At 69.6% G+C, this 24,540-nt stretch carries 22 protein-coding genes; 6 read left to right on the forward strand and 16 right to left on the reverse strand.

The window, feature by feature from the left end:
• Window positions 1–97: 97 nt before the first annotated feature.
• The gene (locus tag QRN67_RS03660) at window positions 98–625 is read left to right on the forward strand and encodes an HD domain-containing protein (RefSeq protein ID WP_285410542.1); all 528 of its coding nucleotides are present in this window, start codon (window positions 98–100) and stop codon (window positions 623–625) included.
• Here the strand turns inward: QRN67_RS03660 and QRN67_RS03665 are convergent.
• From QRN67_RS03665 to QRN67_RS03715, 11 genes are all read right to left on the reverse strand, one after another.
• Window positions 622–2,094: a flavin-containing monooxygenase gene (locus tag QRN67_RS03665; RefSeq protein WP_285410543.1), complete on the reverse strand. Its 1,473-nt coding sequence runs from the start codon at window positions 2,092–2,094 to the stop codon at window positions 622–624. The genes QRN67_RS03660 and QRN67_RS03665 overlap by 4 nt on opposite strands.
• A gap of 16 nt (window positions 2,095–2,110) precedes the next feature.
• Window positions 2,111–3,691: an MFS transporter gene (locus QRN67_RS03670; RefSeq protein WP_285410545.1), complete on the reverse strand. Its 1,581-nt coding sequence runs from the start codon at window positions 3,689–3,691 to the stop codon at window positions 2,111–2,113.
• Between the two features lie 139 nt (window positions 3,692–3,830).
• A complete protein-coding gene (locus tag QRN67_RS03675) occupies window positions 3,831–4,448 on the reverse strand; it encodes a PqiC family protein (RefSeq protein ID WP_106934456.1) in 618 nt (205 codons plus the stop codon).
• A complete protein-coding gene (locus QRN67_RS03680; protein WP_081269488.1) occupies window positions 4,445–6,097 on the reverse strand; it encodes a PqiB family protein in 1,653 nt (550 codons plus the stop codon). Before QRN67_RS03680 ends, QRN67_RS03675 begins: the two co-directional genes overlap by 4 nt.
• Window positions 6,094–6,837, reverse strand: coding sequence for a paraquat-inducible protein A (locus QRN67_RS03685; RefSeq protein WP_285410547.1), 744 nt, complete (start codon window positions 6,835–6,837; stop codon window positions 6,094–6,096). The genes QRN67_RS03680 and QRN67_RS03685 overlap by 4 nt, the downstream gene beginning before the upstream one ends.
• Entirely contained in the window at window positions 6,834–7,481 is a 648-nt protein-coding gene (locus QRN67_RS03690) for a paraquat-inducible protein A (protein ID WP_285410549.1), read from the reverse strand. Before QRN67_RS03690 ends, QRN67_RS03685 begins: the two co-directional genes overlap by 4 nt.
• A 20-nt stretch (window positions 7,482–7,501) precedes the next feature.
• Window positions 7,502–8,959 carry an MFS transporter gene (locus tag QRN67_RS03695; protein ID WP_155742583.1) on the reverse strand — a complete coding sequence of 486 codons (1,458 nt, stop codon included), beginning with the start codon at window positions 8,957–8,959 and terminating at the stop codon, window positions 7,502–7,504.
• A gap of 3 nt (window positions 8,960–8,962) precedes the next feature.
• On the reverse strand, window positions 8,963–10,177 hold the full coding sequence (locus tag QRN67_RS03700; RefSeq protein WP_172839891.1) for a multidrug effflux MFS transporter: 1,215 nt from the start codon (window positions 10,175–10,177) through the stop codon (window positions 8,963–8,965).
• A gap of 61 nt (window positions 10,178–10,238) precedes the next feature.
• The gene (locus tag QRN67_RS03705; RefSeq protein WP_285410552.1) at window positions 10,239–11,570 is read right to left on the reverse strand and encodes an LLM class flavin-dependent oxidoreductase; all 1,332 of its coding nucleotides are present in this window, start codon (window positions 11,568–11,570) and stop codon (window positions 10,239–10,241) included.
• Window positions 11,567–12,427 carry a CmcJ/NvfI family oxidoreductase gene (locus QRN67_RS03710; RefSeq protein ID WP_285410553.1) on the reverse strand — a complete coding sequence of 287 codons (861 nt, stop codon included), beginning with the start codon at window positions 12,425–12,427 and terminating at the stop codon, window positions 11,567–11,569. Before QRN67_RS03710 ends, QRN67_RS03705 begins: the two co-directional genes overlap by 4 nt.
• 31 nt (window positions 12,428–12,458) lie before the next feature.
• Window positions 12,459–13,256: an SDR family NAD(P)-dependent oxidoreductase gene (locus QRN67_RS03715; protein ID WP_285410555.1), complete on the reverse strand. Its 798-nt coding sequence runs from the start codon at window positions 13,254–13,256 to the stop codon at window positions 12,459–12,461.
• A 199-nt stretch (window positions 13,257–13,455) separates the two neighbouring features.
• Here QRN67_RS03715 and QRN67_RS03720 point away from each other — a divergent pair, with 199 nt between their 5' ends.
• Together QRN67_RS03720 and QRN67_RS03725 are read left to right on the forward strand one after the other, a co-directional pair.
• The gene (locus QRN67_RS03720) at window positions 13,456–15,336 is read left to right on the forward strand and encodes a M48 family metallopeptidase (RefSeq protein WP_285410557.1); all 1,881 of its coding nucleotides are present in this window, start codon (window positions 13,456–13,458) and stop codon (window positions 15,334–15,336) included.
• 53 nt (window positions 15,337–15,389) lie between these two features.
• Window positions 15,390–16,688: an MFS transporter gene (locus QRN67_RS03725; RefSeq protein ID WP_106934449.1), complete on the forward strand. Its 1,299-nt coding sequence runs from the start codon at window positions 15,390–15,392 to the stop codon at window positions 16,686–16,688.
• A 44-nt stretch (window positions 16,689–16,732) separates the two neighbouring features.
• Here QRN67_RS03725 and QRN67_RS03730 read toward each other — a convergent pair whose 3' ends face one another.
• Window positions 16,733–17,353 carry a pyridoxamine 5'-phosphate oxidase family protein gene (locus QRN67_RS03730; protein ID WP_285410558.1) on the reverse strand — a complete coding sequence of 207 codons (621 nt, stop codon included), beginning with the start codon at window positions 17,351–17,353 and terminating at the stop codon, window positions 16,733–16,735.
• 43 nt (window positions 17,354–17,396) lie between these two features.
• The gene (locus QRN67_RS03735; protein WP_285410559.1) at window positions 17,397–18,569 is read right to left on the reverse strand and encodes an MFS transporter; all 1,173 of its coding nucleotides are present in this window, start codon (window positions 18,567–18,569) and stop codon (window positions 17,397–17,399) included.
• Between the two features lie 78 nt (window positions 18,570–18,647).
• On the opposite strand from QRN67_RS03735, the gene gcvA reads away from it, so the two are divergent.
• Window positions 18,648–19,544, forward strand: coding sequence for a transcriptional regulator GcvA (gcvA, locus tag QRN67_RS03740; RefSeq protein ID WP_285411146.1), 897 nt, complete (start codon window positions 18,648–18,650; stop codon window positions 19,542–19,544).
• Here gcvA and QRN67_RS03745 read toward each other — a convergent pair.
• On the reverse strand, window positions 19,541–20,401 hold the full coding sequence (locus QRN67_RS03745) for an NmrA family NAD(P)-binding protein (RefSeq protein ID WP_285410560.1): 861 nt from the start codon (window positions 20,399–20,401) through the stop codon (window positions 19,541–19,543). The two genes, gcvA and QRN67_RS03745, sit on opposite strands and share 4 nt — an antisense overlap.
• A 125-nt stretch (window positions 20,402–20,526) precedes the next feature.
• On the opposite strand from QRN67_RS03745, the gene QRN67_RS03750 reads away from it, so the two are divergent.
• Window positions 20,527–21,465: a LysR family transcriptional regulator gene (locus tag QRN67_RS03750; RefSeq protein WP_285410562.1), complete on the forward strand. Its 939-nt coding sequence runs from the start codon at window positions 20,527–20,529 to the stop codon at window positions 21,463–21,465.
• A gap of 55 nt (window positions 21,466–21,520) precedes the next feature.
• Window positions 21,521–22,768 (forward strand): MFS transporter, encoded by a 1,248-nt coding sequence (locus QRN67_RS03755; protein ID WP_285410564.1) that lies wholly within the window; start codon window positions 21,521–21,523, stop codon window positions 22,766–22,768.
• A gap of 6 nt (window positions 22,769–22,774) precedes the next feature.
• On the opposite strand, the gene QRN67_RS03760 is transcribed toward QRN67_RS03755, so the two are convergent.
• Both QRN67_RS03760 and QRN67_RS03765 read right to left on the reverse strand, forming a co-directional pair.
• Window positions 22,775–23,311 (reverse strand): methylated-DNA--[protein]-cysteine S-methyltransferase, encoded by a 537-nt coding sequence (locus QRN67_RS03760; RefSeq protein ID WP_081269474.1) that lies wholly within the window; start codon window positions 23,309–23,311, stop codon window positions 22,775–22,777.
• Window positions 23,308–24,540, reverse strand: a complete 1,233-nt coding sequence (locus QRN67_RS03765; RefSeq protein WP_285410567.1) for a YbfB/YjiJ family MFS transporter — start codon at window positions 24,538–24,540, stop codon at window positions 23,308–23,310. Before QRN67_RS03765 ends, QRN67_RS03760 begins: the two co-directional genes overlap by 4 nt.

Genomic DNA, 24,540 nt, shown 5'->3' on the forward strand with positions numbered 1-24,540 from the left:
GGAGAGTTCAATATCAGCGCGGTGCGAACGCCCTGTCAACCCGGCCAGCGCCTGCCGGCCCGCGCGCGAAGGCAGAATGGAAAACCAAAGGACGCCCATGACCACGACCAACCCGTCGACACCCGAAGCCGCCCGCGCCTATGCCGTCGAGATGCACGGCGACCAGAAATACGGCGTGCACCCGTACGTGCACCACCTCGACGCCGTCGCCGCCCTGCTGTTGCCCTACGGCGAGCAGGCGCGCGTCGTCGGCTTCCTGCATGACGTGGTGGAAGACACCGCAGCCACCGTGGCCGACGTGCAATCGCGCTTCGGCGACCTCGTCGCCCGATGCGTGGCGCTGTTGACCGACGCGCCCGGCGCCAATCGCAAGGAGCGCAAGGCCAAGACCTATGCGGCGCTGGCGAAAGTGGCCGGCGACGAGGAACTGGCGCTTGTGGTGAAGGCAGCCGACCGGCTTGCCAATGTGCGGGCCTGCGTGGCGGACGGCCACCGGACGCTGTGGGAGACGTATCACGGCGAACACCCCACCTTCAAGGCGGCAGCGTTCAGGGCGGGGCAATGCGATCCGCTGTGGGCGGAGCTCGACACACTGCTCTCGCCCGCGCACATGCCCGCGGCCTAGACGCCCCTGCGGGGATTCGAAAACTCCATCACCCCATCCACCACCGACCCGAAGCGCAGGCTCATCAGATCGCGCGCGTAGTTCTGGTACAGCCGCCACGGCGCGCGCGACCCCTGCTTCGGGAATTTGCCGATCGAGCGCTGCACATACCCCGAAGAAAAATCGAGCCACGGCTCGGCCACCAGCGCGGGGTCTGTATTGCGCGGCGTGCACTGCCGCCAGCCGTGTCTCTCCATGTGGTTGAGCAGCCGGCAGACGTATTCGCAGGTCAGGTCGCACTTCAGGGTCCACGAGGCATTCGTGTAGCCGAACGACGACGCGAGGTTGGGCACGTCGCTGTACATCATTCCCTTGTAGTTGAAGGTCGCGGCGGGATCGACGGGAACGCCGTCGACATCGAGCGCGACGCCGCCGAGCACCTGCAGGTCGAGACCCGTGGCGGTGACGATCAGGTCGGCCTCCAGCTCTCTGCCCGATTCCAGCCGTATGCCGCGCGGCGTGAAGCGGTCGATGTGATCGGTGACCATCGACGCCCGGCCCGCCTTCAGCGCCGCGAAAAGGTCGCCATCCGGCACGAGGCACAGCCGCTGGTCCCACGGGTTGTAGCGCGGCGTGAAGTGCGTGGCGATGTCGTAGTCCGGCCCCAGCGCCTGGCGAACGCCGCCCAGGATCATCCGCTTGATGCTCTGCGGCTTGCGCTTTGCAAGACGAAAGAACAGCATGCTCAGCAGCACGTTCTTCCACCGCGTGATGCCATACGCCGTGCGTGCCGGCAAGAGGCGCCGCAACCGGTTGGCCAGCGGATCTTCGGCCGGGCGCGACACCACGTAGGTCGGCGAGCGCTGCAGCAGCGTGACATGGGCGGCAGTCTTCGCCAGCGCGGGCACCAGCGTCATGGCGGTGGCGCCGCTGCCGATCACGACCACGCGCTTGCCGGCGTAGTCCAGGTCATCAGGCCAGTGCTGCGGATGGACGATGCGGCCGGTGTAGTCGGCGGCGCCCGCGAACTCCGGCGTGTAGCCGGCCGTGTAGTTGTAGTAGCCGCTGCACATGAAGAGGAAGTTGCAGCTCATGCGAAGCCGCTCGCGCCCGGGGCCGCGCTCGACGTCGACCCACCACCGTGCTTCAGGCATCGACCACGAGGCGCGCACCACGCGATGTTCGAAGCGGATCTTCCGGTCGATGCCATGTGCCTGCGCCGTCTCGCGCACGTACTTCAGGATCGACGGGCCATCGGCAATGGACTTGGCCTGCGTCCACGGCCGGAACGAATAGCCGAGCGTGTACATGTCGGAGTCCGAGCGGATGCCCGGGTAGCGGAACAGGTCCCAGGTGCCGCCGCTGCGCTCGCGCCCTTCGAGGATCGCGTAGCTGCGCCCCGGGCAGTTGGCCTGCAGGTGATAGCCGGCGCCGATGCCCGAGAGGCCGGCGCCGACGATCAATACGTCGACGTGTTGTTCTTCCTGCACCGGACTGTCTCCTTGCTCAAGGTTCCGTGCGCCGGATCATCAACCATGCACTGGCAGCGCTCAACACCGCCAGCCCCGCACCCAGCAGCATCACCCACCGGAACCCGGCCACGAAAGACTCGGCCACGGCCCGCTTGAGCGCCGCCGCCGTGGCCGCATCGACACCCGGCGGCAGCGCCGCGCCGGCCAGCTTGCTGCGCTCGCCCTCGAGGAACGCCGACACCTGCGCCGACGCTCCCATCTCGCGCAGCCTATCCGCCAGCGCCACGTCGAACACGCCCGCCATGACCGCGCCGAACACCGCGATCGCCAGCACCGCCGCCGCCCGCGACACCGCGTTGTTCACCCCCGAGGCCACCCCCGCCAGGTCGGGGCCGACCGCGTTCATGACCGTGGTCGTGAGCGGTGCCACCGTCACCGCCATGCCCAGCCCCAGCACCACCACGGCCGGCAGGAAGCCGCTCCAGTAGCTCGCGCCCACGCCCGGCAGCGCGAACAGCGCGAAGCCCACGGCAGCGATGGAAGGCCCGACGACGAGCGGAATGCGCGGCCCGAACCGGTCGACCAGTTGCCCCGCCCAGCCCGAGAGCGCGAACATGATGAAGATGACCGGCAGCAGCGCCGCGCCGGCCACCGTGGCCGAGTAGCCCTGCACCTGGATCAGGTTGAGTGGAAAGAAATACAGGCTGCCGCCCAGCGCCGCATAGAGCAGCAGCGTCAGCAGGTTGGCGCCGCTGAAATTGCCGATGCGCAGCAGCCCGAGCGGCAGCATCGGCGCGCGCACCTTGCGCTCGGCGAAGAAGAAGCCCGCGCTGCCCAGCACGCCGACGGCCAGCGCAGCCAGCACTGCCGGTGCGCGCCAGCCCTGCGTCGGCGCCTCGATGAAGGCATAGACGATGCCGCCGAGCCCGGCAGTGGCGAGCAGCGCGCCCCAGATGTCGAGCCCTCCGCCGGCCGAGGCGCCGCGGCTTTCCGGCACGTGGCGCCACACGATCCACAGCACCAGCAGCGCCATCGGCAGGTTGATGAGGAAGGCCCAGGTCCATGAGAAGTGGTCGACCAGGAAACCGCCGAGCACCGGCCCCACCGCCGCGGTGATGCCGCTGAAGCCCGACCAGGTGCCGATGGCCTTGCCGCGTTCCTTCTCGGGAAAGGCGGCGCTGATGAGCGCGAGGCTGCCCGGTACCAGCAGCGCGCCGCCGATGCCCTGCACCGCCCGCGCCACAATGAGCTGCTGCACGCTGCCCGCGAGCGCGCACGCCACCGAAGACAAGGCGAAGAGGCCCACGCCGATCGCGAAGATTCGGCGTCGCCCGTAGAGGTCACCCAGCGCGCCGCCCACCAGCAGCAGCGCGGCGAGCAGCAAGGCATAGGACTCGACCACCCACTGCGCCTGGAAGGCGGTGGCATGCAGGTCGGACTGGATGGCCGGCAGCGCGACGTTGACCACGGTGCCGTCGATGAAGGCCATGCTGGAGCCGACGATGGCGGCGGCCAGCACCCAGGGCTTGGAGGCTTCGGGGCAGGTGCCATCCTGCGGCCTGGCTCCGTGCAGGATCAGCGTGTCGTCGCAGGGCGCCTTGCCGATCTGTGCCATGGGGTCTCCTTTCTTGCTCCTTCCCCCTCCGGGGGAAGGTCGGGATGGGGGCTGCCCCGGCACGATACGCCATGTTCTTGCAGACGCCGTGATGCCCCCACCCCTGCCCTCCCCCAGAGGGGGAGGGAGAAAGGCAGGGTCAGCTCGCGCAGGTGGTGGCCGACGGATTCGCGCGCGCGGCGTCCACGCTGCGCGCCATGGCCGCTGCCGCCGCGGCGGTCACGCGCTGCGCACCGCGCGCCACCGCGTCCATGCCGCTGCCCACGGCTTCGCCGAGGTTCAGCTGGCACACCAGCGTGCGGGCTTCGTCGGAGCGCCGCAGGGTCCAGCTGAAGCCGGCGTCCACACGCCCGCCGTCGACCGCGTCGAACTGCTGCAACTGCACCGCGATGCGCCACACCGGCTGCGATGTCTGCCGGCCGCCCTTGGTCACGTCGAGCGCACCGAGCCGCCCGGCGATGCCGCTGGCCAGTGCGTCGCGCAGTTCGTTCTCGAACGACGAGGCCCAGCGGTGCTGCTCCAGCACCTCGACCTGCACGCTGCCGTTGGGCTGGCGCACCACCATCTGCGGACGGGCCAGGCGTTCGGGCACGGCCACCGGCGCCAGCTCGATGTACAGCGGCGCCGCGCCGCCCAATGTGGAGGGCGCCGCGTCGGCCGCGGCCACCGGGCTGGCGAGCGTGTAGTAGTTGTCGGGCTTGCTGGCGCAGCCCGCGAGCACGGCCGCCAGTGCGAGGAATGCAAGTTTCAGCTTCATTTCTTGTCGTCCGGTTTGCCGCGCAGCAGCGATTCAGGGTGGCGCTCCAGGTAGTCGGTCAGCACGCGCACCGAGCCGGCCGCGCGCGTCAGTTCGCGCAGCGTCTGGCGCATGTCCTGCTGCAGCGGAGAGTCGTCGGCCAGCGTGCGCTCCGCGGTGTTGACGGTCTTGCGCACGTCCTTCATGGCCGCGGCCAGTTCAGGCGTCACGTCGCTGTTGATGCGGTTCACCGTCTGCTCGGCGGCGGTCAGCGTCTTGTTGAGCGTGGCGAGCGTGGTGCGCAGGTCGCCCGCGATCTGCTCGTAGGGCACCTTGTTGAGCTTGGTCGCGATTTCCTGCACCTGCGACTGGATCTCGTCGAGGCTGTTGGGCACCGTGGGCAGCTCGATCGGGTTCTTCGTCACGTCGATCCTGGCCGCCGGCGCCTTCGGGAAGAAGTCGAGCGCCACGTAGACCTGCCCGGTCAGCAGGTTGCCGTTGCGCAGCTGGGCGCGCAGGCCCTTCTCCGCCAGGAAGCGCAATCGCTCCTGCTGCGTGGAGCGCGATTCGGTGGCTTCGGCGTTGCCGTGGTTCTCCCTGCGGCGCAGCCGGTCGGGGTAGACCTGCACCAGCACCGGCATGCGGAACTCGCGCTCGGCGCGGTCGAACTCCACGCCGATCGACTTGACCTCGCCGATCACCACGCCGCGGAAGTCGACCGGCGCGCCCGGCGTCAGGCCGCGCAGCGACTGGTTGAAGTACATCAGCAGCGTCTGCGAGGGGCCGTCGGGTTCCTTCATGGCCGTGGCCTCGTCCTGCGCCAGCGTGAACGATGCGTTGGCCTTGGCCAACGGACCCATCGCGTCGTCCGGCGCCTGGAACGCAATGCCGCCCAGCAAGATGGTTGCGAGCGACTGCGTGCGCAGCGTGAAGCCGCTGGCGCTGAGCTGCGCGTCGATGCCGCTGGCCTGCCAGAAGCGCGTGTTCATGCCGACGAACTTGTCGTAGGGCGCATTGATGAACACGCGAATGGTCACGCCGCGCCCGTCGCCGTCGAGTTCGTAGGCGGCCACCTGCCCGACCTTGACACGCCTGAAATACACAGGAGAGCCCACGTCCAGCGAGCCGATGTCGTTGGCGCGCAGCAGGAACTGCTGGCCCGAGTCGTCGCGCGTGACGATGGGCGGGGTTTCGAGCCCGGTGAATTCACCCGAGGTTTCCTTCGACACGCCCGCGTCGGCACCGATGTAGGCCCCCGAGAGCAAGGTGTTCAGCCCCGAGATGCCCGAGGTGTCCAGCCGGGGGCGCACCACCCAGAAGCGCGAGTCCGATGCGGTGAAGCTCTCGGCATCCTTGTTGAACTGCACCAGCACGCGCACGTGCGAGCGGTCGCGTGCCAGCCGCAGGCGCGTGACGAGGCCGATCTGCACGTCCTTGTACTTGACGGCGGTCTTGCCGGCCTCCAGGCCTTCGGCGGTCTTGAAGGTCAGCACCACCTCGGGGCCGCGCTCCATCAGGATGCGCGCCACCAGCGTGATGCCGACCAGCGCCGCGACGATGGGAATCAGCCAGATCAGCGATGGCAGCCACTCGCGCCGTCGCGCCACGCGAGGCCTGGGGAGCGCGGGTGGCGCCGGTTTGTCGTCTTGCGGTTGCTCTGGTTCACTCATGCTGGTTTCTCGTCCCTTTTGCCATGTTCCTGCGGAACGTCCCGGCCCTCGGCGAGGGCCTGCTCTTCCTTGCTGTCCCAGGTGAGCTTCGGATCGAAGCTCAGCGAAGCCAGCATCGTGAGCACCACCACCGACCCGAAGGCCGCGATGCCCACGCCCGCGGTGATGACCGCGAAACCCTGGATCTGCACCAGCCCGGTCAGCAGCGACACCACGAACACGTCGAGCATCGACCAGCGGCCGATGACCTCGATGATGTGATAAAGCCTTGCCCGCTCGCGCTGGCGCCAGGTGCTGCCCCGCTGCGCCAGCACCACGAGCAGCAGCAGGACCGCGAGCTTGAACAGCGGCACCAGGAAGCTGGCGATGAAGACGATGGCAGCGAGCCCGTAGGCGCCCGACACCCAGAAATAGATCACGCCGCTCAGGATGGTGTCGTACTGCGCGCCGAACAGCGTGCGCGTGATCATCACCGGCAGCAGGTTGGCCGGTATGTACATCATGCAGGCCGCGATCAGGAAGGCCCAGGTGCGGTTCAGGCTCTGCGGCTTGCGCGTGTGCAGACGGGTGCCGCACCGGCCGCAGGCCTCGCCCTCTTGCGCGTCCTTCCATACCGCGCCGCAGTGCCGGCAGGCCATCAGGCCGAGCGACGCGGCGGTGGCGACCGGGGCGTCATCGTCCTCGTGGCCGTAGTGGGCGTGCTCTTCCCGGGCGGCCCTGCGAAAGGGAAAAAACTTCATGCGGAGGCCCCGCCCTCGTCCGCGCCGGCATCGGGCGCCTTCGGCCGGAAGGTCATTTCCCAGAACGCGCCGGGGTTGAACGAGAGCACCGCCGTCAGCATGACCGTGAGCGCCATGAAGGCCCAGAGCGCCGGCCCCGGCACCACCGTGGCCATGCTCGACAGCTTGACGATGGCCACCAGCACGCCCAGCAGGAACACCTCGATCATTCCCCAGGGCCGCAGCGACTGCATCGCCCGCACCAGCAGCGCGAAGCCAGCCGGCCGGCGCTCGCGGCTCAGCGGCACCAGCAGGTAGGCCAGGATGCACAGCTGCAGGAACGGAAAAAGAATGGTCGTGGCAAGCACCAGCAGCGCCACCACCGACATGCCCTCGGCGGTCAGCGCCACCACCGCGCCGGCCAGCGTGGTCTGGCTGCGCAGGCCCTGCAGCTCGATCTCGACGATGGGAAACAGGTTGGCGATGGCGAACATGATCAGGCAGGCCACCGTCAGCGGAAGGATGCGGCGCTGCTGCTGGCCGGGGTGCCGCGCCAGCTCGGTGCCGCAGCGCGGGCAATGCGCCACGTCGCGCGGGTGCAGCGGGGCGCGGCTGTAGATCGCGTCGCAGCCGGGGCAGACCACCGTGTCAGGTACTTCCTTCATAGGTCAGCACCCTAACTCATTCAGCCGCCCGGTTTTGTCGTCTTGAGGCGCAAGCTGCTGAAGACCGCCGCCACCGCCGCGCAGCACGCCGCCAGCACCAGCGCGACCACCGGGCCGTGGCCGCCGTGCGGACTCCAGAGGCTGAAGACCGCCGCCAGCACCACGGCGCCCAGCGTCTGCCCCGTCAGCCGGGCCGTGCCCAGCATGCCGCTGGCCGCACCGCTGCGGTGCGCCGGCGGCGAGGTCACGATGGTGTGGTTGTTGGGCGACTGGAACAGCCCGAAGCCCAGGCCGCACAGCGCCATGCGCCAGGCGATGTCGGCATTGCCCGGGTGAGCCGGCAGAGCCGCCAGCAGCGCCAGGCCGCCGGCCAGCAAAGCCAGGCCGATGCCGCCCAGCAGCCCGTCGGGGTAGCGCCCGATCAGCCGCCCCGCAATGGGTGCCATGACCACGATGCCCAGCGGCCACGCGGTGATGAGCAGTCCAGCCTCGATGTGGCTGCGGCCGTAGGCGTCGAGCAGCAGGAACGGCAGCGCGATGTACGCCAGCATCTGAGCGCAGAAAGCCGCCACCGAAGTGCCCATGGACAGCGCGAACACCGGAATGCGCAGCAGGTCGATGGGGAAAAGCGGCACTGCCTGCCTGCGCTGCCGCCGCAGGTAGACGAAGCCCACCGCCAGCCCGGCCAGCAGGATGCCCCAGGCCGAGGCCTGCGAGCCGCCGGCGCCCTGCACCCCGCCCTCACGCACGCCCAGCCGGTCGACCCCCAGGAACACCAGCGAGAACATCAGCACGTTGAGCGCCACGTCCACCGGAGAAAAGCGCAGGCCGGCGGCCGGCGCCACCCGGTTGAACGGCAGCGCCCGCATGCCCAGCGCGAAGGTCACGATGCCCAGCGGCACATTGATGGCAAAGAGCCACGGCCAAGAAGCCACCGAAAGAATCGCCGCCGCCACCGAAGGCCCGGCCACCGACGAGGTGGCCACCACCAGCGAATTCAGCGCCATGCCCTTGCCCAGCTGCGACGAGGGGTACGTCAGCCGCACCAGCGCAGCGTTCACGCTCATGATGCCGGCCGCGCCCAGCCCCTGGAAGGCACGCGCGGCGGTCAGCGTGGCGAGCGAATTGGCGAAGGTGGCGGCCAGCGACGACAGCGTGAACACCGCCAGCCCCACCAGGTACACCCGCCGGTAGCCGACCAGGTCGCCCAGCGACGCCAGCGGAAGCAGCATGACCAGCGTGGCGATCTGGTACGCGTTGACCACCCAGATCGCCTGCGACGGGCTGGCCTGAAGCTCGCGCGCAATGCCCGGCAGCGCCAGGTTGACGATGGTGCCGTCGAGCACCGACACGATCAGCCCGAGCACGATCACCAGCATCGCCCAGCGGCGCTCGCGCGGGGCCAGCCCGTCGATGGGCACCGGGCCCGGTGTGCCTTCGGTCGCCGGAAGCGCAGTGCCTGCGCGCACGGTGTTCATCGCTCAGGCCTGCTGCGCCCGCGCGGCGGGTTCGGAGCGCACGCCGCCCAGCGTGAGCCAGGTCAGCACCAGCGCGATGAGCGCGCCGGCGGCCATGCCGGCCACCATCGGCAGCGGGCGGCCATCGGTGAAGAGGCCCACCAGCGCCATCGCCAGCGCGCCCGTCAGCATCTGCAGCGTGCCGAGCAGCGCCGAGGCGGTGCCCGCGATGGCACCGTGCATCTCGAGCGCCAGCACGCCGGTGGTCGGAATCACCAGCCCCATGAAACCCGAGGCGATGAAATACAGGACGATGAGCACCCAGATGCTGTCGCCGCCCGCCGCGAAGTACACGAACATCGCGACCATTGCCACGCCGCAGCAGACCACGCCGAACTTCACCAGGTTGACCAGCCCGTAGCGCTCGCCCAGCGCCCCCGTGAACTGCGACGCCGCGATGAAGGCGGCGGCGTTCACGCCGAAGGCCACGCTGTACAGCGCGGGCGACAGGCCGTAGTGGTCGATCATCACGAACGACGAATTGGCCAGGTAGGTGAAGAAGCCCGCCATCGCGAAGCTGCCGATGAACACCAGCCCAAGGTAGTGCCGGTCGCGCAGCAGCAGCCAGTAGGCCGAAAGCGCGCTGCCGAGACTGCTTTCCACGCGCTCGGAGGCCGGGCGCGTCTCGTCGAGCAGCTTGACCATCATGGCCAGGCCCGCCACCGCCGCGATGGTCACGGCCCAGAACACGCCACGCCAGCCGGCGAAGGCGATGACCGCGCTGCCAGCGAGCGGCGCAAGGATCGGCGACACGCTGAACACCAGCATCAGCAGCGACATCAGCCGCGCCGCGTCGGTGCCGGTGTGCAGGTCGCGCACCACCGCGCGCGGAATCGCCATGCCGGCGGCGGCGCCCAGGCCCTGGACGAAGCGCAGCACGATCAGCGTCTGGATGTCGGTGGCCATGGCACAGCCCACGCTCGCCAGCGCGAACAGCACCAGCCCGGCGTACAGCGGCGGCTTGCGCCCGACCATGTCGGAGATCGGCCCGTAGAGAAGCTGGCCCGCGCCGAGCGACAGGAAGAACGCCGTGAGGCTCATCTGCACCGCGCCGATGTCGGCATGCAGGCTCTGGCCGATGGCCGGCAGCGCCGGCAGGTACATGTCGATGGCGAAAGGCCCGATGGCCGAGAGCAGGCCCAGCAACAGGGCCATCTTGAAGAAAGGAGAAGAACGCATTGACCCGATTGTCGCCAAGCGCGGCAATCGCTGCAGCCGTGGGGTCTGCGCTCAGGCGGCGCTAATTCTGGGCAAAGAATCGGTTGGCCGGGCGCGGCAGGCCGAGGTTCTCGCGCAAGGTACGACCTTCATACTCGCGCCGGAAGATGCCGCGGCGCTGCAGTTCGGGCACCACCTTGTCGACGAAGGCATCGAGCCCGCCGGGCAGCCACGGGAACATCACGTTGAAGCCGTCGCAGCCTTCGGCCTCCAGCCATTCCTGCATCTCGTCGGCAATGCTTTGCGGCGTGCCGACGAAAGCCAGGCCGCCGTAGCCGCCCAGGCGCTGGGCCAGCTGGCGCACCGTGAGGTTCTCGCGCCGTGCCAGGTCGATCACGCGCTCGCGCCCGCTCTGGCTCGCGTTGGTCTCGGGCACTTCGGGCAAGGGCGCGTCGGGGTCGAACCCGGAGGCATCGTGGCCGAGCGCGACGGAGAGCGAGGCGATGGCGCTGTCGTAGTGCACCAGGCTGTCGAGCCGGGCACGGATGGCCCTGGCCTCCTCCACCGTGTCGCCGACCACCACGAAGGCGCCCGGCAGGATCTTGAGATGATCGCGCTCGCGGCCGATCTTCTGCATGCGGCCTTTCACGTCCGCATAGAAGCACCTGGCGTTCTCCAGTGTGCCTGGCGCGGAGAACACCACCTCGGCGGTCTCGGCGGCAAGTTGCCGGCCGGGCTCCGACGCGCCGGCCTGCACGATCACCGGCCAGCCCTGCACCGGCCGCGCGATGTGCAGCGGCCCGCGCACGGACAGGTACTTGCCCTTGTGGTTCAGCACGTGCATCCGCGCGGGGTCGAAGAAGCGGCCGCTCTCCACGTCGCGCTCGAAAGCGTCGTCGGCCCAGCTGTCCCAAAGGCCCGTGACCACGTCGTAGAACTCGCGGGCGCGGGCATAGCGCTCGTCGTGTTCCATGTGGTCTTCGCGGCCGAAGTTCAGCGCGGCGTCGGGGTTGGAGGTGGTGACGATGTTCCAGCCCGCGCGCCCTTCGCTCAGGTGGTCGAGCGAGGCGAAGCGGCGCGCGATGTGAAAAGGCTCGTCGAAGGTGGTCGAAGCGGTGGCCACCAGCCCGATGTGCTGCGTGTGCTGCGCCAGCGCCGACAGCAGCGTGAACGGCTCGAACGAAGTCACCGTGTGGCTGCGCTGCAGCGCCTCGATCGGCATGTTCAGCACGGCCAGGTGGTCGGCCATGAAGAAAGCGTCGAAGCGGCCGCGCTCCAGCGTCTGCGCCAGTTGCCTGATGCGCGCGAAGTTGAAGTTGGCATCGGGCCACGCGCCCGGGTAGCGCCACGCGCCGGTGTGGATGCTCACCGGGCGCATGAACGCACCCAGCCGCAGTTGCCTGCCCGCGCTCATTTGCCGGCGGGCCAGAACACCAGCGCGCGCAGCTCGATGCTGCGGCGCGGCGGCGCTTCGGGCGCGCTGCCGGGGTCTTCGAAGGCGGTGTGCGCGGTGAAGCGCGCGGTGCCGTCCTCGCGCGAGTCGTAGATCTTCAGCACCAGCGCCTCGTCGGGCCGAAGCCGCGGAAACCAGTACCAGCGGTGGCCGGGGTTGTAGGTGAATGAATAGATTTCGCCGACCTTGTCGGGGTAGACGAGGTCGCCGGGCACCATGTCTTCCAAGGCAATGGAGCGCGCGTCGCACAGCGCTAACGGCAGCCGCTCCACCGTGGCCAGCGGGCGCCAGAGGTTGACGATGGCGAAGCGGTGCTTCAGGCGCTCCGCCGCTTCTTCGGGCGGCAGGTGGTCGCGCACGCGGCGCGGCGCGGAGACGAAAGTCTGGTCGTTGTGCACGCGGCGCACCGGCTCGCGCAGGTCGGCCGTGCGGCGCGAGCCCTGGGCGCTGTCGCGCAGCGTGTGGTCGAACACCACGATCTTCTCGGCGCCCGTGATGTCGCGCAGCAGCGCCTCGGACTCGCGGTAGTAGATGTCGCGGATGGTGGCGTCGTGCGAGAAGTCGGCCACCGCGCTGCGGTGCGAGATCTGCGTGAAGCCGCTGCGGTCGAGCGACAGTTCGTTCAGCGCCACCAGCGGCCGGCCGTCGCGGATGGCCACGCGGCGCGGCTCCAGCCTGCCCGTGACCCACGGCGTGCCGGGCGGCGGCTCGAAGGTGTAGCTGACCGGGCGGCCCTCGCCCGCCCTGAGGTAATTGACTTCCGCCTCCACCGACGGCAGCGTGGCGGCCAGCAACTGGCTGTTCGATCCGACGCTCATTCGGTCTGGCTCCTGCTGCTTCTTGCCTTGATCAAAACGGCTCCTTGAAGGGGCGCAGGTCGAGTTCCTGCGTCCACGCACTGCGGTGCTGCACATGCAGCTGCCAGTAACTTTCGGCGATGGCCTCGAGCTGCAGCAGGCCGTCGCCGCCGGCCTGCGCCACGCGCTGCGGCGCGCCGGTGCGCAGCCGCTCGCCGTCGATGCCGCCGTCGATCACCACATGCGCCACGTGCACGCCCTGCGGGCCGAACTCGCGCGCCAGGCTCTGGCTCAGCGAACGCAAGGCGGCCTTGGCTGCCGCGAAGGCCGCGAACGGCGGCTTGCCGCGCAGCGCCGCGGTGGCGCCGGTGAAAAGCAAGGTGCCGCGCCCTTGCGAGCCGGAAGCCTCGAAGCTGTTGGCCAGCAGGCCGCGCAAGGCCTCGTGCCCGAAGATGAAACCGCCCAGCGCGCTGGTGCGCCAGGCCTGCGTGAACTGCTCGACGGAAAGCTCCAGCGTCGGCGCGCGCACCGCGCTCGCGGCATTGAAGATGGCCACGGTGAGCGGCCCCAGCGCCCTCGCCTTCTGCGCAATGCCGTGGATCTCGGCCTCGCTCGCCACGTCGCCCGCGAACGCATGCGCGCGCCCGCCGGACGCCACGATTTCCGCGGCCACCGCATCGAGCTGGGCCTGCGTGCGCCCGGTCAGCGCGACGATGAAACCTTCGGCCGCGAAGCGCCGCGCCAGTGCGGCACCCAGGCCGGCGCTGGCGCCGACACCGGCGATCCATGCGACCGGAGACGGGCCGGTGCGGGACGAAGAAACGGAGGGAGTGACGGAGGTGACAGGCATGGGCGAGCACGAAGGCTATACCTGCGCCCCGGAGCGCGGAAGTATTCAAAAGCGATAACCTTATTCGGTAGCTGGTCGGTGCCGGCGGCCGCTTGACGCATGCGGCGCTTCACTCCATGCGCCGCGCCCGCTACGCTATCGGCTTCCCCGGACCGCCCCACAACGAAACACAGCAATCGCTTTCCAGGAGAAGTTTTCGATGGCTCTTGCCCGCACGATCCGCACCGATCTCTTGCGCGTGTTCGCGCTGACGCTGGTGTCGCTCTTCGCCATTCCGGCCGCGACGCTGGTCTTCACCGAATACGCCCTGCGCTCGCAGGACACGGCCTTCCTTCAATCGATAGAAAAGCGCATCGCCGGCGACGCCCGGCTTTCGCCCGAGGACAAGGCCGAGGCCACCGCCTTCTATCGCTCGCATCCGCTCTCCAAGGCCTGCGACGCCACGTCGCCCGAAGACAGGAACTTCCACGACAAGGTCTGCAGCCCCTATTCGATGCAGTGGCAGTTCCACTGGGCCGACCGCGCCGCCATCTGGACCATCGGGCTCGGCGCCGCGCTGCTTGCGGCGGCGCTGGTGCTGGGCGCGCTGGCCTTTGCCAACCGCGGCCTGCGCTATGCCAGCTTCGTCGCGGGCTGGCGGCTGATGACGGTGTCGAGCGCCGTCGAGGTCGTGCTGCAGGGTGCCATGCTGGTGTGGCTGTCGTTCTGGGTCACCGCCTATTTCTGGCACAGCTACTACATCAAGCTGATCGCCATCGCGGGCATCGCGGCAGCGGCGGCCGTGTTCTATGCCGTCTACACGCTGTTCAAGAAGCTGCCCTCCGACAACGAGATCGAGGGCGAGCTGGTCGCCGAGGCCGATGCACCGCGCCTGTGGGAGCGCATCCGCCAGCTGGCCGCCCGCGTTCAGACCGCGCCGCCCGACCAGATCGTGGCGGGTATCGACACCAACTTCTTCGTGACCGAGGCACCCTGCGAAGTGCGCGGCCAAGCGCTGCAAGGCCGCACGCTGTTCGTGAGCATTCCGCTGCTGCGCGTGCTCGACCAGACCGAAGCCGACGCGGTGCTGGCGCATGAGCTGGCCCACTTGGGCGGCGGCGACACCCGCAGCAGCGCGGCGCTCGGCCCCAAGCTGCTGCAGTTCGACCAGTACACCTGGAAGATGCGCGGCGCCGGCCTGACCATCGTGGCGCACTACCTGCTGCGCCTGTACCGCATGATCTTCGCGTTCGCCCTTGCACGCGACAGCCGCGAGCGCGAGCACAGGGCCGACCGCGTGGCCGCCGGCCTCACGGCGCCCAGCGCCATCGTGCAGTCGCTGATCAAGATCTCCGCCTACGCCAGCTACCGCAACGACGTCGAGCGCAGGCTGTTCGAGCATGACCGCCGGCACGACGGCGCGCTGGGCATCGCCGGCTTCGTGGCGGCCGGACTGCCGCCGTATGCCGGCTCGGAAGACTTCATCGAGGCCATGAAGACCGCCGGCGTTCCGCACCCCTACGACAGCCATCCGCCGTTGCTGGAGCGCATGCGCAACGTCGGCCACCACGTGCCCGAGACCGCCTATGGCGCCATCGTCGCCGCCGCGCCGCAGGCCTCGTGGGCCGACTTCATCGAGACCGCCGCCGCCATCGAGCAGCGCATGTGGAGCGAATACGAACAGCGCTTCGCCCAGAACCACGAGCTCAGCCTCGCCTACCGCTACGAGCCGGCAACCGAGGAAGAGCGCGCCGTGGTGTTGCGCCACTTTCCGCCGGTCAGCTTTGCGCTGAAGAACGGCAACCGCATCGACGTGAGCTACAGCGGCCTGCACCCGAGCGCCGACGGCGCCGCGCCGATCCCGTGGGACGAGGTCAAGGGCCTGACCTACAAGGACAGCAGCTTCGGCGACACCCTCATCGTCACCCACCACGACAAGCGCACACTCGGCGGCGCGCGCACCACCAAGGTCAAGCTGGGCGGCCTGGGCAAGCAGAAGGAACACTTCAAGGCCGCGGCCGGCCACTACTGGCAGCGGCACCAGGTCATGCGGGCACAACATCAACAGCAACAGCAGCGGGAGCCATCACCCCACCACTGACCCCGCAGCGACAGCCTCCACAAAAACCAATCCACACAACACCGGAGACAACCATGAACCCCGTCGAACAGAGAACCATCTCGAAGATCAGCTGGCGGCTTCTGCCGCTGCTGATGATCAGCTACTTCATCGCCTACCTCGACCGCGTGAACCTCGGCTTCGCCGGCGCGGCCATGTCGAAGGACCTGGGCTTCACCGCCGCCGTGTTCGGCAGCGCGGCCGGCATCTTCTTTCTTGCGTACTTCCTGTTCGAGGTGCCCAGCAACATGGCGCTCGAACGCTTCGGCGCGCGCCGCTGGATTGCCCGCATCATGTTCAGCTGGGGCATCCTGTCGGCGGCGCAGGCCTGGGTGGGCGGCGCGACCAGCTTCAACGTGGTGCGCTTCCTGCTGGGCATTGCCGAGGCCGGCTTCTTCCCCGGCGTGATCTTCTACATCACGCTGTGGTTTCCGGCGGCGTACCGCGCGCGCATCGTGGGCTGGTTCATGTTCGCGATTCCCATCTCGACCGTCATCGGCTCGCCCATCTCGGGCTACATCCTGAACATGGACGGCATCGGCGGCATGCACGGCTGGCAGTGGCTGTTCATCCTGGAGGCGGTGCCTTCGCTCATCCTGACCTTCTTCGTGCTGATGTACCTGCCCGACGGCCCCAAGGACGCCAAGTGGCTCACCGACGAAGAACGCACCTGGCTGCAGCGCACGCTGGACGCCGAGCGCCAGAACCGCGAGTCGATCAACAAGATCTCCTGGAAGCAGTCGCTGCTGAACCCGCGCGTGATCGGGCTGGGCTTCGTCTACATGGGCATCACCGTGCCGCTGTACGGCCTGAGCTTCTTCCTGCCGCAGATCATCAAGGGCTTCGGCGGGCTGAGCAATGTGCAGATCGGCTTCATCAACGCGTTCCCGTACCTGGTCGGCGCCGTCGCCATGCTGTTCTGGACGCGCGCTTCCGATGCGCGCAAGGAGCGCAAGTGGTTCCTGCTGATTCCGCTGGCGTGCATCTTCGTGGGCCTGGTGCTGGCCGCGGAGACCAGCTCGCCCGTGCCCAAGATGGCCGCCGTGACGCTGGCCGCCTTCGGCATCTTCAGCGCACTGCCCACCTTCTGGACGCTGCCCACCGCCATCCTGAGCGGCACCGCCGCGGCGGCAGGCATTGCGTGGATCAATTCCATCGGCAACCTCGGCGGCTACATCGGCCCGACGATCTTCGGCGCGCTGAAGGACCGCATGGGCAACGACATCTACGCGGTGATCTTCCTCGCGCTGCTGTCGGTGGTGGCCTTCGTGCTGGTGCTGATCATCGGGCACGACTCGCGCACGGAGCAGGCGGTGGCGCCGGGGCGGGCCTGAGCGAAGGCTTCCGTCTCGGGCGTTCGCGCGCCGGACAGGCACACTCAATACAGCGTGGCCTTCTGCCTCGCAGGCAGCTCCCTGTCGTAGGTTTCCCCGTCGAACGCGGCTTCGGTCAACGCCGAAAGAATGGCCCCCGGCGTCGGCACCGTGCGCTTCGCATCCGCCGGCACCGGCTCCCACAGCCTGGAGCGCTGGATGGCACGCGCGCACTGGAAGAACACCGTCTCCACGCGGATCTCGATCACGCACTGCGGCGGCTTGCCTTCCATTGCGAGGCGGGCCAGCAGTTGCGGCTCGACGGTGATGCGCGCCCTGCCGTTCACGCGCAGCGTCTCGCCCACGCCGGGAATCAGGAACAGCAGCGCCACGCGCGGGTCGGCCACGATGTTGCGCAGGCTGTCGATGCGGTTGTTGCCGCGCCGCTCGGGCATCAGCAGCGTGTTTTCGTCCTGCACCATGACGAAGCCCGGCGGGTCGCCGCGCGGCGAGGCGTCGAGGCCGCCGGGGCCGATGGTCGAGAGCACGGCAAAGGGAGACGCCTCGATCAACGCCCGGTAGGCCGGGTGCAGGTACGGCACCTCTTTCTTCAGCGCGGCTTCGCCGGGCTGGCCGAACAGGGCTTCGAGCTGCGCCAGGGTTTCGATGGCGTGCGGCGTGGTCATTGCGGGAGCTCCAGGTGACGAGGGGGAAAGACGGGATTGGTGTTCAGCCCATGGTGCCTGCCGCATCCGCATCCGCGGCCACGGGCGGCGAGTTCCAGCCGCAGGCCAGCGCCGTGAGCGCCAGCAGCAGCGCGGCGATGCCGTAGATCCACGGCGGCGAAGCCACCGGCAGCAGCAGCCCCGCGATCAGCGGCCCGGTGCCGGCGCCGATGTCGCGCCAGACGGATCGCGCGGCCAGCGCCTGCACACGCTCCGGTCCGGGCGTGCGCCGCGCCACGATGGGCGGCAGCAGCGGCAGCTGCAGGGCGCGCAGCACCACGATCAGCGCCGCGCAGCTCCACAGCCAGCCGAGGCCGAAGCCCACCAGCGCGATGGCCGTGACGAGCGACAGGCTCACCAGCAGCCGCTCGGCGCCGAAGCGCTCCGCCATGTGCCCGCCGACCGGGCTCAGCAGGATCTCCGCCAGGTAGCGCAGCGCCATCAGCACGCCGGCCACGATCACCGCGCCGCCCGGCATCAGGTCCTTGCCGAGGTAAGACAGGCCGACGATGAAGAGCCCGTCCAGCGTCAGCCCTTCCATGAACGACCAGCCGTCGAGGCTGTTGGGCCGCTTGAAGCGCCGCGCAGGCTTGCCCACGGGGTGCGGCGCCGAGGGCAGCCGCCGCGTGACCAGGCAGGCGAGCAGCGAGAACACCGCGAGGATGCCGAAGATCACGCGCGGCCCGACCCAGTGCGCGAGCAACGCGCCCAGCGGCAGCGCCAGCACCGGCCCCATCGCGATGACGGCACGCGAGCGCCCGTTGCGCCGCGCCGCGCCGAGCGGGTCGGCCGTGGCCAGCGCCTGCGTCGACAGGTTCAGCGCCGCGAAGCACAGGCCCCACATCAGCCGCAGCGGCAGCAGCGCCCAGAAGCCCGACAGCGTGGCGTAGCCGAGCCCGCAGACCGCGGCCGCCAAGACAGCCAGGGTGCATGTGGGCCGGTCGCCGTTGCGCGCATAGAAGCGGGCGACGAAGCCGTAGCCCGCGATGCGCACCAGCCGGTTGGCGGCGAGCAGCATGCCGGCCTGGGCCAGCGTCACGCCGAACTGGTCGGCATACATCGGCAGCAGCAGGTAGAGCACCACGTCGGCTGGCAGCGAGAGGCCGAGCGCCATTGCGGCGTGGCGGGAATCCAGGTCGGTGGAATTCGGGGCGGGAGCGGGTGGAGAGCTGGACATCGAGCGCCGATGGTGCGCCGCGCCACGCGTGCCTGACAAACGACTTAAACGCCGGCCATGCGTGAGAAAATTGCACGCATGCAGTTTCGCGAGCCGCCCCTCAACGCCGTGCGCGCCTTTGCCGCCGCAGCCCGCCACCTGAGTTTCACGCGCGCGGCGCTCGAGCTGCATGTCACGCACAGCGCCGTGAGCCGGCAGATAAAGAGCCTGGAAGAGTTCCTGGGCGTGAAGCTGTTCGAGCGCCGCATCCGCCAGGTGGCGCTGACCGCCGAGGGGCAGCAGTTCTTTGCCGAGGTCGAACCGGCGCTGGCGCAGATCGGCGCGGCGGCGCGGGCGCTGCAGGCACAGGGCACGGCGCGCGCGGTGCGCATCAACGTGCGCCCTTCTTTCGCGGTGCGCTGGCTCATTCCGCGCCTGCCGTCCTTCGTCGAGCAATATCCCGACATCGAGCCGCAGGTGGTCACCAGCACCGTGATGCCCGAGCAGGCGGTCGACAGCTTCGACATCGCGGTGCGGCGGGGGCGCGAAGGCTGGCCGCCGTCCATCAAGGCTCGCCCTTTCCTGAAAGACGAGGTGCTGGTGGTCGGCGCGCCCTCTCTCTTCAAGACCCATCCGCTGGACGACCTGCGTTCGCTGGCGTCACATGTGCTGCTGTCGGCCAAGACCCGCAAGGACGACTGGGACGCCTGGAAGAAGCAGTTCGGCGCGCCGCGCGCGAGGCCTGCGGGTCGGCTGCAGTTCGACCATCTGCACTTCGTGCTGCAGGCCGCGGTCGACGGCCTGGGCATCGCGCTGGCGCCCACATCCCTGGTGTCGCACGACCTGGCCTCCGGCCGGCTGCAGTCGCCGCTGCCCGCGCTGCGCATGACGCTGGACCGGTACTACTACGGCCTGTCGCCCGACGCCGCGCCGGAGGCGGCGTACGTGGCGGAGTGGTTCGAGCGCATGCAGGCCGAGGCCACCAGGACGACTTAGGACGCCGCCAGCGACCGGAGCACGTCCGCCACGCCGACGGTGCCCTTGCGCACGTCGGCATCGCCGCCCGCGAAGCTGATCCAGCCCTCGTTGAAGCCGTCGAGCATCTGGATGCGCGGCACCGGGTCGCGCATGCCCTGCGCAAGAAAGACCGCGCCCCAGGTCTCGCGCGGCACCGCCTGCGCCTGCACCGCGCGGCCCAGCACCGCAGACAACGCAGCCGCGATGTCGTGCTGGCTCAGGCGCTGCGGGCCTTCGAGCTCGACGATGCGCGGCGGCTCGCCCGGCTGCGTCAGCAATTCGGCGGCGACGCGGCCCACGTCGGCGGTGGCGACCATCGGCACCGCGCGCTCCAGCGGTTGCAGGTAGCTGGAGAGCACGCCCTGTTCGCGGGCCTGCGCGATGTCCCAGGCCAGGTTCTCCAGGAACCATGCAGGCCGCAGGAAGGTCACCGGCAGCGGCAGCGTGGCCAGCGCTTCTTCCATCAGCGTGCGCTGGCTCAGCAGGTTGGGCTGCGCGGCCTGCGCGCCCACGGTCGACAGGCACACCGCCCTGGCGGGCCGCGCGGCATCGAGCGCCTGGCGCACCGCGCCGATCACCGCCCTCGCCTCGGGAAACCCGGGCTGCGGATCGAACTCCGAAGGCGGAAGCACGAAGACACCCGTCGCGCCGGTGAAGGCATGGGTGAGCGCCTGCGCGTCCTCCATTTCCGCGATGGCGACCTCGCAGCCCTGGTCGGCCCAGACGCGGCCCTTGGCCGCGTCGCGGACGACCGCTCGAACAGGCTGGCCCGCGGCCAGCAAGTTGCGCGCGACGGCACCGCCGACCTTGCCTGTGATACCAGTGATTGCGTACATGAAACTTTCCTTTCGAATGCGTGGAGTCACGATGGGGTCGAATGGTAGGAACGGGCTACCTTTGAGTAAAGCGACTGAGCGGCATATCATTCATGACACGAGATCACCAATTAAAAACGCGCGCAATGACACTCGACGGACGCCTCCTCTCCAACGTCAGCGTGCTGGCCGCCGTGGTCGAAGGCGGCAGCTTCGCCAACGCCGCCACGGCGCTGGGCCTCACCCCCTCCGGCGTGAGCCGCTCCATCGCGCGGCTCGAGGCACGCATCGGCGTGCGGCTGTTCGACCGCACCACGCGCTCGCTGAACCTCACCGACGAAGGCCGGCTGCTCTACGCCAACATCAATCCGCTGGTGCTCGGCATCGAGGACGCGGTAACGATCGCGTCGGGCGCATCCGGCGCGGTGCGCGGGCGCCTGCGCGTCAACACCGACGCATTCACCTCACGCCTTCTGCTGGCGCGCCACCTGCCGCGCTTCCTTGCGCAATACCCCGAACTCACGCTGGAACTGGTTGCGCGCGAACAGCTCGGCGACCTGGTGGCCGAAGGCTTCGACATCGCCGTGCGCTTCGGCGAGCCGCCGTCGTCGTCGCTGGTGGCTCGCAAGCTGATGGACTCGCGCGTCGTCACCGTCGCAGCGCCCGCCTACCTGGCACGGCATGGTCGCCCCGCGAAGCCGGCGGATCTCGGCGGCCATGCCTGCCTGCAGGTGCGCAACCCGGCCACGGGGCAACCCTATTCGTGGGAGTTCCAGCGCGGACGCAAGCTCGTGCAGGTGCCCACCACCGGGCGGCTGCTGCTCACCGATCCGGGCACCGTGCTGGAAACCGTGCTCGCCGGCATCTGCGTGGCGCAGATCAAGGCCGTGGGCATACAGCCGCAACTCGACAGCGGCGAGCTGGTCGACCTGTTTCCCGACTGGGCCGACGAAAGGCTTCCGCTCTATGCGCTCTATCCGTCACGCCACCTGCCGGCCGCCAAGGTGCGGGCGTTCATCGATTTCGTGATGGAGGTCGTCTCTCCGGTTGCTTCGCCTGCATCGAAGCCGAAGCCCCGGCGCTGATGCTCACGTCCGGAAGCGGCCAGCGCCATCGGCCAGCCGGCCGCACGATGCCGGCATGAACTCCACCACGACGCCGACAACAACACCGCTGCCCCGCGCCTTCCGGAATCTCGCGTGGTCCAACCTCGCCGCGCAGTCCGCCGAACAGTTGAGCCTCGCGGCCGTGCCGCTGGTCGCCGTGCTGGCGCTCAAGGCCGGGCCCGGAGAGATCGGCTTCCTCGCGGCCATCCAGACACTGCCCTTCCTGCTGGTCTCCGTGCCGCTGGGCCTGCTGGCAGATCGCATGTCGCGGCGGCGGCTGATGGTGTGGGCCGAAGGCTTGCGGGCGGCGTCGCTGCTGATGCTGCTCGCGCTTGTGCTCTGGTCGAAGCTCGGCATTGCATGGCTTGCGGTGCTCGGGTTTCTTGGTGCCGTGGGCACGGTGGGCTTCAGCGTCGCGGCGCCTGCGCTGGTGCCGGCCCTCGTGCCGCGCGACGCGCTGGCCGTGGCCAACGGGCGGCTGGAACTGGCCCGCAGCGCGGCCTTCACTGCCGGGCCGGCACTGGCGGGCGCGCTCGTCGCCTGGGCGGGCGCATCGGCTGCATTCGTGCTCGCCGCCGTGCTGTCGGTCTCGGCCGTCGGCCTGCTGTGGAGCCTCGGCGAGGCGCCGCGCGTGCAAGCCGCATCGCGGCGCAATCCGCTGCTCGACGTGAGGGACGGCGCGCGCTTCGTCTGGCGGCACGAACTGCTGCGGCCCATGCTGATGACCGGCGCGGTCTTCAACATCTCGTGGTTCGTGCTGCAGGCGGCCTACGTGCCCTATGCGGTGCGGGTGCTCGGGCTCGGCGCGCAGGCGGTCGGCTTCACGCTCGCCATGTACGGCGCGGGCATGGTGTTCGGCGCATTGCTGACCGCGCGGGCGGTGGCGCATATGCCGTTCGGGCGCGCCATCCAGATAGGCCCGGCGGCGGCGGTCGTGGCCGGCGCGCTGATGGCGGCGACGCTCGTCGTGCCCAGCGCGGCGCTGGCCTCGCTGTCGTTCTTTCTCTTCGGCGCGGGGCCGATGGTCTGGGTCATCACATCGGCCACGCTGCGCCAGAGCGTTGCGCCGCCCGCAATGCTGGGCCGCGTGTCGGCGGTGTTCCTGACGATCAACACCGGCGCGAGGCCGATAGGCGCGGCGCTCGGCGGACTGGTCGGCGCCACGCAGGGCGAGTCGGCCTGCCTGCTGCTGGCGCTCGCGGGCTTCGTGTTGCAGGCGGGGATCATCTTTGCCTCGCGCATCGCGACGCTGCGGCGGCTGCCGGCGCTGGCGCCCACCTGAGCGCTGCTAGAACAGCGAAGCCATCCCGTTGGGCCGCGCGTCCTCGATGGCGAGCATGCGCAGCTTGGTCAGCGCACCACCGCCCGCCGAGAAGCCGCCCGGCTTGTTGCCCGCCGCCAGCACGCGGTGGCACGGCACCACCGGCGCGAAGGGGTTGTGGCCCATGGCCTGCCCCACCGCGCGCGACAGGCTCTTGTCGCCAAGCTCCTCGGCGATCTCTCCATAGGTGCGCGTCTGCCCGGGCGGAATGCGCCGCGCGATCGCGTAGATGCGCTGGTGAAACTCGGACACGCCACGCATGTCGAGTTCGATGTGGCTCAGGTCGTCGTGCACGCCCTGCAGCAGGCCCTGGATGGCCGCGATGGCCCGCTGCGCCATCTCGTCGGGCGGCCCTTCGCGCAGTTCCGGAAAGCGCTGCCTCATGCGCGCCCGCGTGGCCGGCTCGCCGTCGTCCGCGGGCAGCTGCACGCCGACCAGCCCCTGCGGACCCCACGCCAGCGCGCACATGCCGATGGCAGTCTCGAACAGGGCAAAGCCGCTCATGGCGTCTCCTGCAATGCATGCTGGCGCGACGCAAGCACGGCAGCAGCCCACAGCGTGATGGCCGACGCCACGAGGCCGCGCGCCAGGCCGCCGGCGCCGTCGGAAATCCATCCGGTGACGGTCGGCCCGACGATCTGCCCCGCCGCGAAAACGATGGTGAACATGCTGATTCCCTGCGCCCAGCGCGCGGGCGGCAGGTTGTGGCGCACCAGCGCGGTGGTCGACGCCACCACCGACAGGAACACCCCGCCGAACAGCACGCCCGACACCAGCGCCACCGGCGCCGAAGGGCTCAGCACCGGCAGCAGCGTGGCCACGCCGAGCAGCCCGTTCAGCAGCGCCTGCGGCTGGCCGCCGCGATAGCGGTCGAGCAGGCCCGCCCACAACCGGGAAGAAGCCACGCAGGCGACACCCAGCAAGGCATAGAAGAGCGTGATGAAGCCCGCACTGGCACCCTGCTCCCGCAGCAGCGCGATCACGAACGTCATGTAGCCGATGTAGCCCATGCCGAACAGCGCATAGCCCGCCAGCGCCCAGCCGAATCGGCGCAGCGCGACCGGCGGTGCGTTGGCGGCTGCAGCGGACGACGGCGCGGCGTGCGCAGCGGGAGCACTGTCCGGCATCGCACGGCCCGCCCACGCCAGCAGGCAGGTGGCCGCCGCGCTCGCGATGGCCAATGCCCACCAGGCCCACGCCCAGCCGTGCGGCACGTCCGCAGCCGCGCGCAACACCTGCGGCACCAGCAGCGCCGACAGCGCAATGCCGAAGCCGGTGCCGCCGTAGTAGATGCCGAGCAGCAGTCCGCCTCGCGAAGACCCGGCCTCGCCGAGCCGCGCGGCCAGCAGGCCGCCCGCCACGAACACCCACGCGCTCGCAATACCGGCCAGCAGGCGCTGCAGCAGCAACGCCGGTGCCGCTGTCACGAAGCCGCTGCCCGCCATGAAGACGCTCGCCAGCACGGCGCCCACCACCAGCAACCGGGTCACGCCGAAGCGGCGCATCAGCATCGGCGTGATCAGCGCGCCGATCAGGTAGCCCACCGCGTTCGCCGTGTTCATGCCGCCGGCCAGCGCATAGCTCCAGCCGAGATCGGCGCGCATCGGCGGCAGCAACAGACCGTAGGAGAAGCGCGTGATGCCCAGCGACACGGCCGCGCCCATCGAGAGCGCGAATGCAAGACGGAGCGCGGGCTGTGCCGACGCGGCGGTGGAAGTGAGCGAAGTCGACAT

Source organism: Variovorax sp. efr-133-TYG-130, assembly GCF_030208835.1.
GTDB lineage: Bacteria > Pseudomonadota > Gammaproteobacteria > Burkholderiales > Burkholderiaceae_C > Variovorax.

Bases quoted from the DNA above. Each gene is read 5' to 3' on its own strand.
- QRN67_RS03695 (WP_155742583.1), bottom strand. From the start codon at position 8,959: ATGAACACCGTGCGCGCAGGCACTGCGCTTCCGGCGACCGAAGGCACA.
- QRN67_RS03705 (WP_285410552.1), bottom strand. From the start codon at position 11,570: ATGAGCGCGGGCAGGCAACTGCGGCTGGGTGCGTTCATGCGCCCGGTG.
- QRN67_RS03730 (WP_285410558.1), bottom strand. From the start codon at position 17,353: ATGACCACGCCGCACGCCATCGAAACCCTGGCGCAGCTCGAAGCCCTG.
- QRN67_RS03670 (WP_285410545.1), bottom strand. From the start codon at position 3,691: ATGGCACAGATCGGCAAGGCGCCCTGCGACGACACGCTGATCCTGCAC.
- QRN67_RS03750 (WP_285410562.1), top strand. From the start codon at position 20,527: ATGACACTCGACGGACGCCTCCTCTCCAACGTCAGCGTGCTGGCCGCC.
- QRN67_RS03660 (WP_285410542.1), top strand. From the start codon at position 98: ATGACCACGACCAACCCGTCGACACCCGAAGCCGCCCGCGCCTATGCC.
- QRN67_RS03765 (WP_285410567.1), bottom strand. From the start codon at position 24,540: ATGTCGACTTCGCTCACTTCCACCGCCGCGTCGGCACAGCCCGCGCTC.
- QRN67_RS03745 (WP_285410560.1), bottom strand. From the start codon at position 20,401: ATGTACGCAATCACTGGTATCACAGGCAAGGTCGGCGGTGCCGTCGCG.
- QRN67_RS03675 (WP_106934456.1), bottom strand. From the start codon at position 4,448: ATGAAGCTGAAACTTGCATTCCTCGCACTGGCGGCCGTGCTCGCGGGC.
- gcvA (WP_285411146.1), top strand. From the start codon at position 18,648: ATGCAGTTTCGCGAGCCGCCCCTCAACGCCGTGCGCGCCTTTGCCGCC.
- QRN67_RS03690 (WP_285410549.1), bottom strand. From the start codon at position 7,481: ATGAAGGAAGTACCTGACACGGTGGTCTGCCCCGGCTGCGACGCGATC.
- QRN67_RS03760 (WP_081269474.1), bottom strand. From the start codon at position 23,311: ATGAGCGGCTTTGCCCTGTTCGAGACTGCCATCGGCATGTGCGCGCTG.
- QRN67_RS03755 (WP_285410564.1), top strand. From the start codon at position 21,521: ATGAACTCCACCACGACGCCGACAACAACACCGCTGCCCCGCGCCTTC.
- QRN67_RS03715 (WP_285410555.1), bottom strand. From the start codon at position 13,256: ATGCCTGTCACCTCCGTCACTCCCTCCGTTTCTTCGTCCCGCACCGGC.
- QRN67_RS03720 (WP_285410557.1), top strand. From the start codon at position 13,456: ATGGCTCTTGCCCGCACGATCCGCACCGATCTCTTGCGCGTGTTCGCG.
- QRN67_RS03685 (WP_285410547.1), bottom strand. From the start codon at position 6,837: ATGAAGTTTTTTCCCTTTCGCAGGGCCGCCCGGGAAGAGCACGCCCAC.
- QRN67_RS03700 (WP_172839891.1), bottom strand. From the start codon at position 10,177: ATGCGTTCTTCTCCTTTCTTCAAGATGGCCCTGTTGCTGGGCCTGCTC.
- QRN67_RS03725 (WP_106934449.1), top strand. From the start codon at position 15,390: ATGAACCCCGTCGAACAGAGAACCATCTCGAAGATCAGCTGGCGGCTT.
- QRN67_RS03710 (WP_285410553.1), bottom strand. From the start codon at position 12,427: ATGAGCGTCGGATCGAACAGCCAGTTGCTGGCCGCCACGCTGCCGTCG.
- QRN67_RS03735 (WP_285410559.1), bottom strand. From the start codon at position 18,569: ATGTCCAGCTCTCCACCCGCTCCCGCCCCGAATTCCACCGACCTGGAT.
- QRN67_RS03680 (WP_081269488.1), bottom strand. From the start codon at position 6,097: ATGAGTGAACCAGAGCAACCGCAAGACGACAAACCGGCGCCACCCGCG.